The 17,176-nt window shown below is 52.1% G+C and carries 18 protein-coding genes; 13 read left to right on the plus strand and 5 right to left on the minus strand.

Annotation, left to right across the window (positions count from 1 at the left end):
- Nucleotides 1–711, plus strand: a complete 711-nt coding sequence (purC, locus tag Q0X64_RS07645; RefSeq protein WP_297810850.1) for a phosphoribosylaminoimidazolesuccinocarboxamide synthase — start codon at nucleotides 1–3, stop codon at nucleotides 709–711.
- A 117-nt stretch (nucleotides 712–828) separates the two neighbouring features.
- Nucleotides 829–1,791 (plus strand): diguanylate cyclase, encoded by a 963-nt coding sequence (locus Q0X64_RS07650; protein WP_297810853.1) that lies wholly within the window; start codon nucleotides 829–831, stop codon nucleotides 1,789–1,791.
- Between the two features lie 6 nt (nucleotides 1,792–1,797).
- Here the strand turns inward: Q0X64_RS07650 and pyrC are convergent, their stop codons facing one another.
- On the minus strand, nucleotides 1,798–2,853 hold the full coding sequence (pyrC, locus tag Q0X64_RS07655; RefSeq protein ID WP_297810856.1) for a dihydroorotase: 1,056 nt from the start codon (nucleotides 2,851–2,853) through the stop codon (nucleotides 1,798–1,800).
- Between the two features lie 158 nt (nucleotides 2,854–3,011).
- Between pyrC and Q0X64_RS07660 the strand changes: the two genes are divergently transcribed.
- From Q0X64_RS07660 to argF, 10 genes are all read left to right on the plus strand, one after another.
- Entirely contained in the window at nucleotides 3,012–4,754 is a 1,743-nt protein-coding gene (locus Q0X64_RS07660) for an acetolactate synthase 3 large subunit (protein WP_297810859.1), read from the plus strand.
- Between the two features lies 1 nt (nucleotide 4,755).
- Entirely contained in the window at nucleotides 4,756–5,250 is a 495-nt protein-coding gene (ilvN, locus tag Q0X64_RS07665; protein WP_297810862.1) for an acetolactate synthase small subunit, read from the plus strand.
- Nucleotides 5,251–5,301: 51 nt separating this feature from the next.
- Nucleotides 5,302–6,315 (plus strand): ketol-acid reductoisomerase, encoded by a 1,014-nt coding sequence (gene ilvC, locus Q0X64_RS07670; RefSeq protein WP_297812156.1) that lies wholly within the window; start codon nucleotides 5,302–5,304, stop codon nucleotides 6,313–6,315.
- 111 nt (nucleotides 6,316–6,426) lie between these two features.
- The gene (gene pssA, locus Q0X64_RS07675) at nucleotides 6,427–7,170 is read left to right on the plus strand and encodes a CDP-diacylglycerol--serine O-phosphatidyltransferase (protein ID WP_297810865.1); all 744 of its coding nucleotides are present in this window, start codon (nucleotides 6,427–6,429) and stop codon (nucleotides 7,168–7,170) included.
- A 94-nt stretch (nucleotides 7,171–7,264) separates the two neighbouring features.
- Nucleotides 7,265–8,797, plus strand: coding sequence for a 2-isopropylmalate synthase (locus Q0X64_RS07680; RefSeq protein ID WP_297810867.1), 1,533 nt, complete (start codon nucleotides 7,265–7,267; stop codon nucleotides 8,795–8,797).
- 2 nt (nucleotides 8,798–8,799) lie between these two features.
- A complete protein-coding gene (locus Q0X64_RS07685; protein WP_297812159.1) occupies nucleotides 8,800–9,237 on the plus strand; it encodes a DNA polymerase III subunit psi in 438 nt (145 codons plus the stop codon).
- A gap of 12 nt (nucleotides 9,238–9,249) precedes the next feature.
- Nucleotides 9,250–9,720, plus strand: coding sequence for a ribosomal protein S18-alanine N-acetyltransferase (gene rimI, locus Q0X64_RS07690; protein WP_297810869.1), 471 nt, complete (start codon nucleotides 9,250–9,252; stop codon nucleotides 9,718–9,720).
- 101 nt (nucleotides 9,721–9,821) lie between these two features.
- The gene (gene sodB, locus Q0X64_RS07695) at nucleotides 9,822–10,403 is read left to right on the plus strand and encodes a superoxide dismutase [Fe] (RefSeq protein ID WP_297810872.1); all 582 of its coding nucleotides are present in this window, start codon (nucleotides 9,822–9,824) and stop codon (nucleotides 10,401–10,403) included.
- Nucleotides 10,404–10,548: 145 nt separating this feature from the next.
- The gene (locus tag Q0X64_RS07700) at nucleotides 10,549–11,748 is read left to right on the plus strand and encodes an acetylornithine transaminase (protein WP_297810875.1); all 1,200 of its coding nucleotides are present in this window, start codon (nucleotides 10,549–10,551) and stop codon (nucleotides 11,746–11,748) included.
- Nucleotides 11,748–12,647 carry an ornithine carbamoyltransferase gene (gene argF, locus Q0X64_RS07705; RefSeq protein ID WP_297810878.1) on the plus strand — a complete coding sequence of 300 codons (900 nt, stop codon included), beginning with the start codon at nucleotides 11,748–11,750 and terminating at the stop codon, nucleotides 12,645–12,647. Before Q0X64_RS07700 ends, argF begins: the two co-directional genes overlap by 1 nt.
- A 1-nt stretch (nucleotide 12,648) precedes the next feature.
- Here the strand turns inward: argF and murU are convergent, their stop codons facing one another.
- Both murU and Q0X64_RS07715 read right to left on the minus strand, forming a co-directional pair.
- Entirely contained in the window at nucleotides 12,649–13,323 is a 675-nt protein-coding gene (gene murU, locus Q0X64_RS07710; RefSeq protein WP_297810881.1) for an N-acetylmuramate alpha-1-phosphate uridylyltransferase MurU, read from the minus strand.
- Nucleotides 13,320–14,315 carry a phosphotransferase gene (locus tag Q0X64_RS07715; protein ID WP_297810884.1) on the minus strand — a complete coding sequence of 332 codons (996 nt, stop codon included), beginning with the start codon at nucleotides 14,313–14,315 and terminating at the stop codon, nucleotides 13,320–13,322. Before Q0X64_RS07715 ends, murU begins: the two co-directional genes overlap by 4 nt.
- A gap of 194 nt (nucleotides 14,316–14,509) precedes the next feature.
- Here Q0X64_RS07715 and Q0X64_RS07720 point away from each other — a divergent pair, with 194 nt between their 5' ends.
- On the plus strand, nucleotides 14,510–14,920 hold the full coding sequence (locus Q0X64_RS07720) for a hypothetical protein (RefSeq protein ID WP_297810887.1): 411 nt from the start codon (nucleotides 14,510–14,512) through the stop codon (nucleotides 14,918–14,920).
- Nucleotide 14,921: 1 nt separating this feature from the next.
- On the opposite strand, the gene Q0X64_RS07725 is transcribed toward Q0X64_RS07720, so the two are convergent.
- Nucleotides 14,922–15,512 (minus strand): nucleoside triphosphate pyrophosphatase, encoded by a 591-nt coding sequence (locus Q0X64_RS07725; protein ID WP_297810890.1) that lies wholly within the window; start codon nucleotides 15,510–15,512, stop codon nucleotides 14,922–14,924.
- Between the two features lie 20 nt (nucleotides 15,513–15,532).
- Nucleotides 15,533–17,167, minus strand: coding sequence for an alpha-D-glucose phosphate-specific phosphoglucomutase (locus Q0X64_RS07730; RefSeq protein ID WP_297810893.1), 1,635 nt, complete (start codon nucleotides 17,165–17,167; stop codon nucleotides 15,533–15,535).
- Between the last annotated feature and the right edge of the window lie 9 nt (nucleotides 17,168–17,176).

Here is a 17,176-nt window from a genome sequence, read left to right on the forward strand (position 1 = left end):
ATGGAAAAGAAACAGGAACTGTATTCAGGCAAGGCCAAAAGCGTCTTTGCCACTGATAACGATGATTTTGTGGTGCTCAGCTTCCGCGATGACACCTCGGCATTTGATGGTGAAAAAGTCGAGCAGCTCAGCCGTAAAGGCGAAATCAACAACAAGTTCAATGCCTTTATTATGCAATACCTCGCAGATAATGGCGTACCGACCCATTTTGAAAGCCTGATCAACGACACGGAGTCTGTCGTCAAAAATATGGCCATGATTCCGGTTGAGTGTGTGGTTCGCAATGTCGCCACCGGTAGCCTGGTCCGCCGCCTGGGGGTGGAAGACGGCATGGAACTTAACCCACCGGTGTTCGAATTTTTCCTCAAAAACGATGCCTTGCATGACCCCATGGTCAACGAGTTTCATATTGAGACTTTTGGCTGGGCCAAAGCGGGTGATGTCAGCAAAATGAAAGATCTGACATTTAAGGTGAACACGCTGCTGAAACAGCTATTTGCTGATGCCGGTATGGTTCTCGTCGATTACAAACTGGAGTTTGGCCTGTTCAACGGCGAAGTTTATCTGGGTGATGAGTTCAGCCCGGATGGTTGTCGTCTGTGGGATGCGCAAACCCGCAAGAAACTGGATAAGGATCGTTTCCGGCAGGGGCTTGGCGGCGTGATCGAGGCATACGAAGAGGTCGCCAGACGTATTGGTGTCCCACTCTAATCGCTGATTAGCTACTAAAAACCGCCGACCTGGCGGTTTTTTTTATTGGCATAGTCGATTTCAATATTCTGGCTATATATGTCAGTTTATGTGTCTGATAGTAAAAGTGACAGTGTTATGGATAAGCCACAACTACCCGACAATGAAGAGCAGAGACTGCGGACACTACATTCTCTAAAAGTACTGGATACAGCACCTGAAGAGCGTTTTGACCGGCTTACCCGCCTTGCACAGCATGTTTTCGATATGCCGGTGGCGCTGGTCAGCCTGGTGGATGAAAACCGGCAGTGGTTTAAATCCTGTCAGGGACTGGATGCTGAGCAAACCAGCAGAAGTGTCTCTTTCTGTGGCCACGCCATTCTTGGTGATAGTGCTTTTGTGATTGAGGATGCCAAAGCCGATTCGCGGTTCGCTGACAACCCTCTGGTCACCGGTCCACCCCATGTTCGTTTCTATGCCGGCTATCCAATCAGCTATCTCGATGGCAGCAAGCTGGGCACGCTCTGCCTGATAGATCATCAGCCGCGTCAATTCACTGAGCGCGATCAACTCATTCTTGAGGATATCGCCAAAATTGCCGAAGCAGAATTGCAGGCATTAGAGCTGGCTACCGTGGATGAACTGACGGGCATCTACAACCGCCGCGGTTTTCTCAGTGCTGCGGCCCAGGCGATGAGTCTATGTCGGCGCCAGCAGTTGCCGCTGACGCTGGTCTTTATTGACCTGAATGAATTCAAACCGATTAACGATCGTTTTGGTCATGCCGAGGGGGATAAGGCATTAAAACTGTTTGCGGCACTACTGGAAGAGGTCTGCCGTGAGACGGATCTGGTTGCCAGAATGGGCGGTGATGAGTTTGTCCTGTTGCTGGCCAATGCGGATCAGCCTGCGGTGGAAAAAGTACTGAAGCGATTTTCGCAACTGGTCGACAAGGCCAATCAGGCGCAGCAACTGGGCTACGCCATTAGTTTTTCTTACGGTATGGTGCCGATGGACATGACAAAGCATAAGCAGCTTACCGATCTCATTGCTGAAGGCGATGCGCTGATGTATGAGCGCAAACAGCAAAACAGGCGTTAAGTCTGCCTAGTCTCCACTTGCTACTTGCCAGCGCATCTCACCGCCAGCGCGTAACGGTACCAGTTCACTGTCATCGTATGAGAGAGAGGCTGGCACAGACCAGTTCTGTTTGTTCAGTGTGATGGTGTCTTTGTTTCTGGGCAGGCCGTAAAAGTCGGGGCCATGTAAGCTGGCGAAGCCTTCCAGCTTATCCAGCGCACCGGCTGCTTCAAAAGCTTCAGCATAAAATTCAAGCGCCGCGTGCGCGCTGTAGATACCGGCGCAGCCACAGCTTGTTTCTTTACCGGCTCGTGGATGCGGCGCACTGTCAGTGCCCAGGAAAAACTTGGGACTGCCACTGGTCGCCGCGTCGATCAACGCGGCCTGGTGAGTGTTACGTTTGAGTACCGGTAAACAGTAATGATGCGGGTGAATACCGCCTACCAGCAGATCATTGCGGTTAAGCAACAGGTGGTGCGGGGTAATCGTCGCTGCAATATGCGAATCGGCAGCAGCAACGTACTGCGCCGCGTCGGCGGTGGTGATATGTTCAAACACCAGTTTGAGTTGCGGAAAATCTTCAAGCAGCGGCGACAGAACGCGATCGATAAAGACTTTCTCACGGTCAAATACATCAATCTCTGGGCTGGTGACTTCACCGTGAACCAGCAGCGGCAGGCCGCGTTGCTGCATGACTTCCAGCGCAGGGTAGCAATGTTTGAGGTCCGTCACTCCGGCATCGGAATTGGTGGTTGCACCGGCGGGGTAAAGTTTGACAGCATGAACAAACTCACTGTCGCAGGCGCGGTGAATCTCATCGGCGCTGGTGTTGTCAGTGAGATAGAGGGTCATTAACGGCTCAAAAGCTGCGCCTTCGGGCAGCACTGACAGGATGCGATTGCGATAACTGCCAGCCATCTCAACGGTGGTCACAGGCGGACGCAGGTTGGGCATCACGATAGCGCGGGAAAATACCCTGGCAGTATCGGGCACCGTACGCTGCAGGGCGTTGTCATCGCGCAAGTGGAGATGCCAGTCATCGGGGCGGGTTAATTTAATTTGGCTTGGATTTGTCTGTGTCATAGCCGCGAATTATGCCACAGCAAATAGCTTAAGCAGAAAAACTTATGATCAGCGCTCGACAGGCATCAGCGCTTGTTCTTGACCTTATCACGCATTACAAGTAACTTTACACGTTTGATGTTTTTAAGCTTCTCGTGACGAGACTAAGAGGGGAACACGTGGAATTAAGCGGTGGCGAGATATTGGTTCAATGTCTCAAAGACGAAGGTGTTGAATACCTGTTCGGGTATCCTGGCGGCGCCGTACTGCACATTTATGATGCGCTTTACAACCAGGAAAAAGTCAAACACATCCTGGTCCGCCATGAACAAGCTGCCACTCACGCGGCGGACGGTTATGCGCGGGCAACGAACAAGCCCGGCGTCGTCCTGGTTACCTCCGGTCCCGGCGCGACCAATGCGGTAACGGGTATCGCGACAGCTTATATGGATTCCATTCCGATGGTGGTGATCACCGGTCAGGTGGCCACAGCTAATATCGGTAGTGATGCTTTCCAGGAAGTCGACTCCGTCGGTATTACCCGTCCCTGCGTCAAGCACAACTTCCTGGTCAAGGACATCAACGACCTGGCGGAAACCTTTAAAAAGGCTTTTTATGTGGCGACCACCGGTCGTCCCGGTCCGGTTGTAGTCGATGTGCCCAAGGATATTACCGATCCCAACATCAAGATTCCGTATCACTACCCTGAAACGGTAGAAATGCGCTCCTATCAGCCGACGCTGAAAGGCCATACCGGCCAGATCAAACGGGCTGTGGATCTGCTGCTGTCTGCCAAAAAGCCGATGATTTACACCGGTGGTGGCGTCGTATTGGGCAAAGGATCGGAAGAACTGCGCAAATTCGTACGCAAGCTGGGTTACCCCATTACCAGTACACTGATGGGCCTGGGTGCATACCCGGCCAGTGATAAGCAGTTTATGGGCATGCTGGGCATGCACGGCACCTATGAAGCCAATATGGCGATGCACGACTGTGATGTCCTAATTGCCATCGGTGCCCGTTTTGATGACCGGGTGACCGGCAAGATCGCCGAGTTCTGTCCGCACGCCAAGATCGTTCACATTGATATCGATCCCTCATCGATCTCTAAAACAATCGAAGTGGATGTGCCGATTGTGGGTAACGTCCCTGACGTGCTGCAGGAAATGAACACACTGCTTGAAGAGACGGATAAAAAGCCCAACCAGAAAGCTATCGACGCCTGGTGGGACATTATTAATAGCTGGCGTGCCAAGAAATGCATGTCTTATGACCGTCAAAGCGACAAGATTAAGCCGCAGATGGTTATCGAGATGCTGCATGAGATCACTGACGGTAAAGCTTACCTGACCTCAGACGTCGGCCAGCATCAGATGTGGGCTGCGCAATACTATGGTTTTGATGAACCGAATCGCTGGATTAACTCCGGCGGTCTGGGCACTATGGGCTTTGGCCTGCCAGCAGCGATGGGCGTGCAGTTTGCATACCCGGATGACACTGTTATCTGTGTGACGGGTGAAGGCAGTATCCAGATGTGTATTCAGGAGCTATCGACCTGTCTGCAATATGGTCTGCCGGTCAAGATTGTGGCACTGAACAACCGTTACCTGGGCATGGTGCGTCAGTGGCAGGAGTTCTTCTATGAGAACCGCTATTCTCATTCTTATATGGAATCTTTGCCGGACTTCGTCAAGCTGACCGAAAGTTATGGCCATGTCGGTATCCGTATCGAGAAACCGGAAGATCTGCGTAAAGAGCTGGAACGCGGCTTTGCGATGAAAGACCGGCTGGTATTCTTTGATATCGTCACCGACCAGACTGAAAACGTGTATCCGATGATCGCCCAGGGCAAGGCACATAACGACATGCATATGTCGCCTTATTGCGAACCACCCCAAGATCCAGAGAGGGAGCTGTCTTAACATGCGTCACATTATTTCCATCCTGATCGAAAACGAAGCAGGGGCGTTGTCGCGTGTGGCCGGTTTGTTCTCAGCCCGGGGCTATAACATCGAATCGCTGACCGTGGCACCCACCGAAGATCCGACCTTGTCGCGGATGACCATTGTCACTTCGGGTACCGAGCGCATCATCGAGCAGATCACCAAGCAGCTCAACAAGCTGGTTGATGTGGTCAAACTGCTGGATCTGACTGAAGGCGCTCACATTGAACGTGAAATGATGCTGATTAAGGTTAAGGCATCAACCATGGCACAACGTGAGGATGTGAAACGCCTCGCCGATATTTTCCGGGGGCATATCATCGACGTGACATCTTCAACCTATACCATCGAACTGACAGGGGCCTGTGCCAAGCTGGATTCGTTTATCGACGCGCTGGCCGAGCACAAAATCATCGAAACCGTACGCAGCGGTGTTTCCGGCATTGCCCGCGGTGAAAAAAGCCTGCACCTGTAATTCGATTTTCAATCGCTTTTAGAAAAAAATCTAAGGAATTCAATCATGAGTTTGAACATTTATTACGATAAAGACTGTGACCTGTCCATCATCCAGGGCATGAAAGTCACCATCATCGGCTACGGCTCGCAAGGCCATGCTCACGCCTGCAACCTGAAAGAGTCTGGCGTTGATGTGACTGTGGCGCTGCGTGCCGGTTCGTCTTCTATCGCTAAAGCCGAAGGCGCTGGCCTGAAAGTGTCTGATGATGCGGCTGAAGCCGTCAAAGGCGCTGATATGGTCATGGTGCTGACTCCGGACGAATTCCAGTCTGATCTGTACAAATCACAAATCGAACCTAACCTGAAGCAGGGTGCGGTTCTGGCCTTTGCGCACGGTTTTGCCATTGTTTACAACCAGATCGTACCGCGTAGCGACATCGATGTGGTCATGATTGCACCGAAAGCACCGGGCCACACTGTTCGCAGTGAGTTCGTTAAAGGCGGCGGTATTCCTGACCTGATCGCGATTGAGCAGGACGCGTCAGGCAAAGCCAAAGATATTGCACTGTCTTATGCCTCTGCCATCGGCGGTGGTCGTACCGGTATTATCGAAACTACCTTCCGTGACGAAACCGAAACCGACCTGTTCGGTGAGCAGGCAGTGCTGTGCGGTGGTGCGGTTGAACTGGTTAAAGCCGGTTTTGAAACCCTGACCGAAGCCGGTTATGCGCCGGAAATGGCTTACTTCGAATGTCTTCACGAACTGAAACTGATCGTGGATCTGATGTACGAGGGCGGTATTGCGAACATGAACTACTCGATCTCGAATAACGCCGAGTACGGTGAATACGTCACCGGCCCCCGCGTTATCAACGACGAGAGCCGCTGGGCGATGCGTGAAGCGCTGCAGAACATTCAGGAAGGTAAATACGCCAAGCAATTCATCCAGGAAGGTCAGGCCAACTACCCTGAAATGACTGCGATGCGTCGTCTCAATGCAGAACACCCGATTGAACAAACCGGTGAAAAACTGCGTGCGATGATGCCGTGGATTCAGAAAATCGTCGATAAGTCTAAAAACTAATCGACCTTTTTCAGCGTCACAAACGGGGACGGTCGTGCAAGCGACCGTCCCCGTTTTGTTTGCGTCAGGGGAATGTCATAATGACAGCATTGATTTTCAGGGAGTGTATTGATGGTCAGCAGTGATAAACAGCAACGTCGTGGTATTTACCTTTTGCCTAACCTGTTTACCACCGCCGGTTTGTTTGCCGGTTTTTATGCCATTGTCGCGGCTATTCGCGGTGACTTTGAGTCAGCGGCCATTGCCGTGTTCGTAGCCATGATCATGGACGGCCTGGATGGTCGCATCGCCCGTATGACCAACACCCAGAGTGCATTCGGCGCCGAATATGACAGCCTCGCCGATATGGTGGCTTTCGGGCTGGCACCGGCTTTGGTGATTTTCCTGTGGACGCTGCTCGATATGGGCAAGTTCGGCTGGATGATTGCCTTTATTTATGCCGCTTGTGGCGCCCTGCGCCTGGCCCGTTTTAATACCCAGATTGGCACTGCTGACAAGCGTTACTTCCAGGGATTGCCGAGTCCGGCCGCCGCTGCAACAGTGGCAGGCTGGGTCTGGCTGGGCACTGATCGCGGGCTGGATCCGGTGATTCTGACCAATGTCGCTGTGCCGATTACCTTCTTCTGCGCCATTTTAATGGTCAGTTCCATGCGTTATTACAGCTTCAAGGATCTGGATTTCAGAAACCGGGTGCCGTTTATCAAGATGCTGGCCTTGGTGCTGATTTTTGCCTTGGTGGCAAACGACCCACCTTTAGTCTTGTTTTTGGCGTTTCTTACCTATGCTGTTTCAGGACCGGTCTTTACCCTGTTTAAACTGCGCCAGCGCCGCAGCGAGCGCGCCCACAACAAGTAATGGCTTGGCAGCCAGGCTTTTTGCTTCTAATATTGTATCGATCCCACCCAACATCGCAGCAGCGCAGCGATAGCCACTGCGATGGAGCAGATAAATGACTGAACAACTGATTATTTTTGACACCACCCTGCGTGACGGCGAACAAAGCCCCGGCGCCTCGATGACCAAAGATGAAAAGGTCCGCATTGCCAAGGCGCTGGAACGCATGCGGGTGGATGTGATCGAAGCCGGTTTTGCCATTGCCAGCAAGGGTGACTTTGAGGCCGTCGAAGCCGTGGCCAAGGCCGTTAAAGACAGTCGGATCTGCAGCTTGTCGCGAGCTCTGGATGCCGATATTGATCGTGCCGGTGAAGCCCTCAGACCGGCCAACGCTTCACGTATTCATACCTTTATCGCCACTTCGCCGATTCATATGAAAATGAAATTGCGGATGGAACCGGATCAGGTGATCGAAAATGCGGTCCGTGCCGTGAAACGTGCACGCCAGCACACCGATGATGTCGAGTTCTCACCGGAAGACGCAGGCCGCAGTGATACCGATTTTCTGTGCCGGATCCTGGAAGCTGTGATCGACGCCGGGGCAACCACGCTCAATATTCCTGATACCGTCGGTTATAACCTGCCGAATCAGTTCGGCAGCCTGATTGGCACTTTACGTGAGCGTATTCCTAACGCGGATAAAGCCGTTTTCTCGGTGCATTGCCACAACGATCTGGGCCTGGCCGTGGCCAACTCTTTATCAGCAGTGATGAATGGCGCCCGCCAGGTGGAGTGCACGATTAACGGTCTGGGCGAACGGGCCGGTAATGCGGCGCTGGAAGAAGTGGTGATGGCGGTGCGGACCCGTCAGGATATGTTCCCCTGCGATACCAACATCGATACCCAGCACATCGTTGCGGCATCGCGTCTGGTGTCCGGTGTCACCGGTTTCCTGGTTCAGCCTAATAAGGCGATTGTTGGTGCCAATGCCTTTGCGCACGAATCCGGCATTCACCAGGATGGCGTGCTGAAAAACCGTGAAACCTACGAAATCATGCGCGCTGAAGATGTCGGCTGGAATACCAACCGTATGGTGTTAGGTAAACATTCCGGTCGCAATGCTTTTCGCAGCCGCTTGCTGGAACTGGGTATTGAGCTTGACTCTGAGGCTGAACTCAACGCTGCTTTTACCCGTTTCAAAGAACTGGCCGACAAGAAGCACGAAATCTACGATGAGGATCTTCAGGCTTTGGTCAGTGATGTAGTGGCGGCCACTGATGAGAGGATTAGCCTGGTATCAATGAAAGTCTGCAGCGAGACTGGGGAAACACCCGAGGCATCCATTACCTTATCGGTTGATGGTCATGAAAGGCATACACAGACCAGTGGCAGCGGGCCGGTCGATGCAGCATTCAAGGCGATAGAATCTATCGTGCAAAGCCACACCGAGCTACAGCTTTATTCGGTCAGTAACATCACCACCGGCACAGATGCGCAGGGCGAGGTCAATGTGCGGCTGGAAAAAGGTGGACGTATTGTCAGCGGTCAGGGGGCCGATACCGATATTGTGATTGCTTCGGCTAAAGCCTATCTGAATGCACTGAACAAAATCCTTGAACCGGCTGAGCGAGCTCACCCGCAGGTCTGATGATGCTAACAAACCGCCAACATAGCGTGCTTGCTGATATTGGGATCAGCGTCTGGCAACGCCGTCAACAAGCGCAACCCGTAGCGCAAAAAACTGTATCATCAGCGTCAGTTTTTGAGTCAGCGGAGCCTGTTATCAACACGGCGGATGCGATGCTGTCAGTTATCGTTGATGAAGCCCTTGATGACAGCAAACAATTGCTGCTGGGCGCTATGCTCAAGGCAGTCGGGCTGACATCAGACCAAGTAGCGACGCTTAACAGTCAGCAATTCTCAGCGCAGTCAGATAGCAACAAACCGCTGTTGATTCTGGGTGACGTGCCATTATCAGAGATTCAGGCGCAAAAATACCGTTGTCCTGGTCTTGACGAAATGCTGCAACAACCACAGCGCAAAGCGAATGCCTGGCAGACTTTGCAGAAACTGAAATTGGTGTTGTAAACGGACACTGCCATGATGTTGCCGCGGGTAATGCTTGATGAAGACTTGCATGAGGTTCACGCCATAGAAAAGGCAGCCAACCGCTTTCCCTGGAGTGTTAAAAACTTCGCTGACAGCCTGGATGCCGGTCATTATGCCTGGGTTTACTGTGACGCCTTTGATGTCATTATCGGCTTCGCGGTGGTGCAACTGGTGATGGATGAGGCGCATCTGCTGAATATCTGCGTACGGCCTGATATGCAGCGGCAGGGGTACGGACGGCGTATTCTTGAACATATCATCGATCATGCCAAAAGCCGGGCTGCCGAGTTGATTATCCTCGAAGTCCGGCGTTCCAACCAGCGGGCGCAGATCCTCTACGAACAACTGGGCTTTAACCAGATGTCGGTGCGGCGTGGTTACTATCCGGCTGAAAAGGGCAGGGAAGATGCCATCCTGATGGGGCTGGATCTGACCAGCCTGTCGATATACAACGATGCCTGACCGCCTCACAGCGCTTGGCTGACTTGCTATCAGGCCAACCCTCTTTTAAACTGTCCAAGCTAGTTACTCGGTTACATTTTCACATTTTAGGAGATAATAATATGGCTTTTGAATTGCCACCTCTTCCTTATGCACAAAACGCACTGGAACCTACCATTTCAGCTGAAACGCTTGAATATCACTATGGCAAGCACCATCAGACTTATGTGAACAACCTGAACAACCTGGTACCGGGCACTGAGTTTGAAGGCCTGTCTCTGGAAGAAATTATCACTAAAGCCAGCGGCGGCGTCTTCAACAATGCAGCCCAGGTATGGAACCACACTTTCTACTGGAACTGCATGACACCCGATGCCAAAGGCGCGCCTTCCGGTGATCTGGCGGCTGCCATTGACAGCACATTCGGTTCGTTTGATGCGTTCAAGGAACAATTCAGCAAATCAGCAGCCACCAACTTCGGCTCAGGCTGGACTTGGCTGGTGAAAAACAGCGACGGCAGCATTGCTATCGCCAACACCAGTAATGCGGGTTGCCCACTGACTGATGGTCAGACGCCACTGCTGACTGTTGATGTCTGGGAACACGCTTACTACATCGATTACCGCAACGCCCGTCCTAAGTACCTGGAAGCCTTCTGGGGTCTGGTTAACTGGGACTTCGTTGAAGCTAACTACGCGGCCTGATAATAACGGAGTGGCGTAAAGTTTACTTCCACCCCGATTACTTATAAAATACCGCTTTTTTGATTGATGGCAGTTTCGTCAGAAACTGCCATTTTTCGTTTTAAAGACCGGTTTTTTTATGCCGTCACGGCAAGGAGTTCAGGCCATGACAGATTCCGTTATGCCCACATACGGGCGCCTCGATGTTGCATTTGCAAAAGGACAAGGTGCCTGGTTAACCGATACCAACGACAAGCAGTATCTCGATGCACTGAGTGGTATTGCTGTCTGTAATCTGGGGCATAGTCATCCAGCCGTGACCCGAGCGATTCAGCATCAGGCTGAAACGCTGGTACATACCTCCAATTTCTACCATATCCCGTTGCAAAGCCAACTGGCTGATCGTTTAAGCGTATTGTCCGGTATGGAGCAGGTGTTTTTCTGTAACTCCGGTGCCGAAGCCAATGAAGCAGCGATCAAGATTGCCCGTAAATACGGTCACAACAAAGGTATTGATAAACCGGTAGTGATCGTCATGGACGGCAGTTTCCACGGTCGTACCATGGCCACATTGACTGCCACCGGCAATGCCAAGGTTCAGGTGGGTTTTGATCCGCTGCTGCCGGGCTTTGTCCGTGTCCCATACAACGATCTGGACGCATTACGCATGGCTATCGGTCACTGGCCGGAAGCAGTAGCGGTGATGCTCGAACCTATCCAGGGCGAGGGTGGGGTTAAAACCCCGGACCCGGAATTCCTGGCTGGCGTCAGATCGATTTGCACGCAGCGTAAACTGCTGATGATCCTGGATGAAGTGCAGACCGGTATTGGCCGTACCGGCCAGTGGTTTGCTTTCCAGCACAAAGATGATGTGCTGCCTGATGTCATGACCCTGGCCAAAGGCCTAGGCAACGGCATGCCTATTGGTGCCTGCCTGGTGGCGGATAAAGCCGTAGGCGTGCTGGAAGCCGGCAATCACGGTTCGACATTCGGCGGTAACCCCTTGGCCTGCAGTGCTGCGCTTGCGGTGCTGGACACTATCGAAAAAGATAAGCTGTTGAGTCATGTACAACAGCTCGGCGCTTATATGCTGGCTGCTTTTGCGGAGCGGCTGGAAGACCAGGCCGGTGTTAAAGATATCCGTGGCCAGGGACTGATGCTGGGCATTGAACTCACTGTCCCTTGTGCGGCACTGGTCAAACAGGCCCTGGAGGAAGGGCTGTTGATCAATGTGACCGCTGATTCTGTGCTGCGTTTGTTGCCGCCCCTGATCATAAACCAGGAAGAAGCGGACCTGATTGTTGAAAAAGTGTGCAAATTGGTACGTGACTTTTTATCGACCCACGCTGTTGAGAGCGTTGCCTGATGAACCATTTTCTGACTCTGAAAGACCTCAGCCCTGCCGAACTGAAACAACTGATCCAGCGGGCCGCCGAACTGAAATTGATGCAACACCGTGGTGAGCTGTATCAGCCGCTCAAAGGTAAAGTGCTGGCGATGATTTTTGAAAAGTCATCGACCCGTACCCGGGTGTCGTTCGAGTCGGCTATGGTGCAATTCGGTGGGGGTTCTATCTTTCTGTCGCCGGATGACACCCAGCTGGGTCGAGGTGAACCGCTGGAAGATTCAGCACGGGTGATCTCCAGCATGGTGGATGCAGTGATGATCCGCACCTTTGAACACAGCAAGATCGAAACCTTTGCCCAGCATTCATCAGTACCGGTGATTAATGCCCTGACCGATGATTTTCATCCCTGTCAGTTACTGGCTGATATGCAGACTTACCGGGAACACCGCGGTGATATTGCCGGCAAGAAAGTGGTGTGGATTGGCGACGGCAACAATATGTGCCACTCCTATATCAATGCGGCGCAGCAATTTGATTTTGAGCTGCATATTGCGACACCCGCTGGTTATGAACCGGATCAGCGCATCGTTGATAGTGTAAAGGCAGACATCAAACTGTTTAATGATCCCAAAGCTGCGGCTGAGGGCGCTGATCTAATCGTTACTGATGTTTGGGCCAGTATGGGCCAGGAAGAAGAGCAGCGTAAACGCGAGCAGGCTTTTGCGGCGTTTCAGGTCAACCAGTCAGTGATGTCAGTGGCAGCTGATGATGCGCTGTTTATGCATTGTCTGCCGGCGCATCGCGGTGAAGAAGTCAGCGCTGAAGTCATCGACGGACCGCAAAGCGTGGTCTGGGACGAAGCAGAAAATCGCCTGCATGCGCAGAAAGCCCTGCTGGAATTCCTGATCGGCGAATAAGCTAGCGGCTGAGTTGCTTCTCCAGCGCCTGCAGGCGTTCAATCGTGCCAATATCAGACCAGTCGCCGTGATAAAGCTGGCCACTGATCCGCATGTCGGCAATTGCTTGTTCAAATAGCGGTTTGAGGGCGCGTTTGCTGTTATCGAGGCCGGCAAACATCTCGGGCCGATACAGACCAATGCCACTGAAGGTCCACTTTGTGTCACTGACCGTGCTGAGGCGGGCAGCGGGATCAAGGCCAAAGTCACCGCCCGGGTTATGTGGCGGGTTATCCACCAGTACCAGATGGCACAGCATCTCTGCAGCCAGCATATCTGGGCTGATATCCCGGAAATCAAAGTCAGTCCAGATATCGCCGTTCACCACCAGAAAAGGGGCTTCGCCCAGTAATGGCAGCGCGTTGATAATACCGCCTGCGGTCTCCAGCCCACCGGCTGTTTCCGCTGAATACTGAATACGGGCACCATAGCGGCTGCCATCCCCCAAAAATTTCGGGAACTGCTCGCCGAGGTGGGCATAGTTAATCACCAGATCATCAAAGCCTGCAGTGACCAGCGCATCGATCAGATATTCAATCAGTCTTTTCGGGCCTGCCTGAATCAAGGGTTTGGGCGTGGTGTCGGTGAGTGGCCGCAGTCTTTCGCCGCGCCCGGCAGCGAGAATCATTGCTTTCATTGAATTGCCATAATCTCAGGGTTGTCGGTCAGATATGCATGTAAGGCGGCCAGTTCCGGATAAGACGCCGTCACCTGCAAAACATAACGTAAAGTCAGCGGCAGATCGGCCATATAGCCGGCCTTACCGTCGCGGTAGTTAAGTCGGCAGAAGATGCCCAGCACCTTCAGGTGACGCTGTAGTCCCATCAGATCAAACCAGCGCTTGAAACGAGAGCGGCTGATATTGCTGAACAGTCCGGCTTTTTCTGCCTGATCAAGGTAATAGTCCAGCCAGGCGTCGAGCCGTGACTGCGGCCATGCTATATAACAATCACGCAGCAGCGACACCAGATCGTAAGTAGCAGGGCCTATGACGGCATCCTGAAAATCAATCACGCCCACTTGCTGATTGTCAGCCAGCATCAGGTTACGGCTGTGATAGTCACGGTGAACGAAAAACTGCGGCTGAGACTTTGCGTTATCGAGCAAGAGGGTGAACACCTCATCTAGACAGTCCGGCGGTTTCAGCGATAAATGTCGGCCCAGAAACCATTCAGGAAATAAATCCATCTCCTGCTGCAAGCGGGCTTTGTCATACGGCGGCAGTTTTATGTCGCTGACAGGCGATTGTTGCATTTTGATGATTTCATCAATCGCTGCCCGGTACAGCCTATCTGCCGAATCGTCATTTAATTGCGATAAATATGAGCTGTTACCCAAGTCGCTGAGCAGTAAGAAACCCTGCTCCAAATCGCAGGCAATAATCTCCGGCACATGAATGTGAAATTGGGCCAGAAAACGGGCAATCGTGACGAACGGCTGACTGTCCTCATGCTGGGGTGGGGCATCCATCACTATCAGGCTTTTTTCATCCTGCCACAGCCGAAAGTATCGGCGAAAGCTGGCATCACTGGAAGCCACTTCAATGCTAAATGCCGTGTGGGGCAATAAGGTGAGCAGCCATTTTCTAAGCTGGCTCAAACGGGGATCAGTCTCTGAATCAATATTCATCTAATTTGTTACAAACTATATTTAAATTATTGTTATAAATGAGTAAATCTGATTTATTAATGCTGAGTTTATGTGTCAAAATCAGGTTGCCCAGCCGGTTTCAGCCTGGCTATCATTAGGGAATTATTCCCGGTATTATCTGTCCATGTAGCTGGATTAAGCCAATTAACAACATTAGCAACAATGGAGTCGCAATGAAAATCACCCTGTTTACTGCTGCCTTGATGGCCGCATCCACCTTGGCTGTCGCCAAAGATTACGTGACGCCGGCTGACCTGTCTGCCGATGCGTCCGACAAAATGTACAGTATCCTGACTCAGTACAATAGCTGCATGATGCAGTCACGCCTCAAACCGATGGTAGAAGAGATCAAGTCAGGCCAGGATCTTGCCAACAAAATCATGCAAGGCTGCGAAACCCACCTTGATGCGCTCAAAACTCACCTGGGCGGCAACAACGTTGAACCCACTCTAGTAGAGGGCATGGCTAAAAAAATGCGTTCACGCGCTGCCCGTAAACTGATGACCGATACCATGAACAATCTGGCGGCTCAGGCTAACGCGGCTGGCAATGCCGAGAAGATGCAGGAAAAACCGGCTGAATAAGTCAGTGATTTAGCTGTAGCACATCGATGTGTTCATGATCCAGCATGTCGATTAGCCGAATCAGCGGCAACCCTATCAATGTGTTGGGATCGTCTCCCACCAGTTTTGAAAACAGGCTGATACCAAAGCCTTCAGATTTAAAACTGCCCGCGCACTGATAGGGTTGTTCTTTTTTCAGGTAAAAATCAATCTGGCTTTCACTGAGTTTGCGAAAATGCACGGTAAACGGCTCCACCGTCGACTGCATATGTTGATTTTTGGCATTGTACAAAGCGAGTCCGGTCAAAAAAGTCACGTCCTGACCTGACGCCCGTTTGAGCTGGGCCATCGCATTCTGATGGTTACCCGGCTTGCCCAGAATATCCTTGCCAATCACCGCCACTTGATCGGAACCGATGATCAAGGCCTCGGGGTGGGTTTTGGCAATCTCCAAAGCTTTACTGCTGGCCAGCCTTTTGACCAGTTGCGTCGGGCTTTCGCCGGCTGCCGGTGTTTCATCAATATCCGGCGAGACCTGGGTAAAGCTCAGATTGAGTTTTTCCAGTAACTCAGCACGAAAGGGTGAACTGGAACCAAGAATCAATTGCTGCATAGCTGTTCCGAATTATTTTCTCAGGTGATCACGGTAGGGGCGGTGCGGCCGGTGATATCAGTAATCATCGCCAGACTGTCAGCCAGTTCAATGAGCGCCGACAATGCCTGCTGTGTGTCGTCATGCTGTTTATTCTGGTCGGCCTGATAAGATTCGATATAAACCCTGAGGGTAGCCCCTTCCGTGCCGGTCCCGGAGAGGCGAAAGATAATACGGTCGCCGCCTTTAAAACCAATCCGAATTCCCTGTTTTTCAGCCAGGCTGTCATCAACCGGATCGCGGTAGCTGAAATTATCAGCATAGTCCACTGTGAAGCCATTGAACTGTTTGCCCGGCAAGGCTTCCAGCTGATTTTCAAGGTGCTGCATCAGCGCCTGGGCCTTATCCAGCGGAATCGCCTCGTAGTCATGGCGGGTATAGTAATTACGGCCATATTCCTGCCAGTGGCTGTCGACAATCTCTTCTACGGTTTGCTTTTTGACCGCCAGGATATTCAGCCAGAACAAAACCGCCCATAACCCGTCTTTTTCGCGGATATGGCTGGAGCCGGTGCCGAAGCTTTCTTCACCGCAGAGTGTGGCGCGGTCGGCATCAAGCAGATTGCCGAAGAATTTCCAGCCGGTTGGCGTTTCATGGGCTTCAATGCCCAGTTTTTCCGCCACCCGGTCGGCTGCCTGACTGGTGGGCATGGAACGGGCAATACCTTTTAGTCCCCCCTGATAAGCGGGCACCAGTTGGGCATTGGCAGCCAAAATGGCAAGACTGTCAGAGGGGGTCACAAACACATTGTTACCCAGGACCATATTGCGATCGCCATCGCCATCAGAAGCTGCACCGAAGTCCGGTGCATTGGCGGAAAACATTTCCTTTACCAGATCTTCGGCATAGGTCAGGTTGGGATCGGGATGGCCCTGACCGAAGTCGGGCAGGGGAATACCATTACTGACTGTGCCAGCCGGCGCGCCCAGACGTTTTTCCAGTATTTCAACAGCATAGGGCCCGGTCACTGCGTGCATAGCATCAAAGCGCATGCGAAACTCACCGGATGTCAGTAGTTGGCCAATCGCATCAAAATCGAATAGCGATGCCATCAGTTCGGCATAATCATTCACCGGGTCAATCACTTCCACAGTCATGCCGTCGAGTGTTTGCAGTCCCAGTTTATCGAGGCTGATATCGTCGTCATCACTGATTTGATAGCGTTTAAGCTTCTGGGTGTTAGTGAAAATCGCAGTGGTGATGGACTCCGGTGCCGGCCCCCCATTTTGCATATTGAACTTGATTCCGAAGTCACCATCCAGGCCTGCCGGATTGTGACTGGCAGATAAAATCAGCCCGCCGAAAGCCTGGTATTTACGGATCACACAGGAAGCGGCCGGTGTTGACAGAATACCGTTCTGACCGACCCAGACATGTTTGAAGCCGTTCGCTGCCGCCATTTTCAGAATCACCTGAATGGCGGTCTCATTGTGATAGCGACCGTCACCGCCCACGACCAGCGTCTGATCACGACAGTCGCCGACAGCATCAAAAGTCGACTGGACAAAATTTTCCAGGTAGTGCGTTTGCTGGAAATGTCTGACTTTCTTTCGCAGACCGGAAGTGCCCGGTTTTTGGTCATCAAATGGGCGCGTATTCACGGTGACAAAGGTCATATTTCAATC

The sequence above is a fragment of the uncultured Methylophaga sp. genome (genome assembly GCF_947259025.1).
Taxonomy (GTDB): domain Bacteria; phylum Pseudomonadota; class Gammaproteobacteria; order Nitrosococcales; family Methylophagaceae; genus Methylophaga.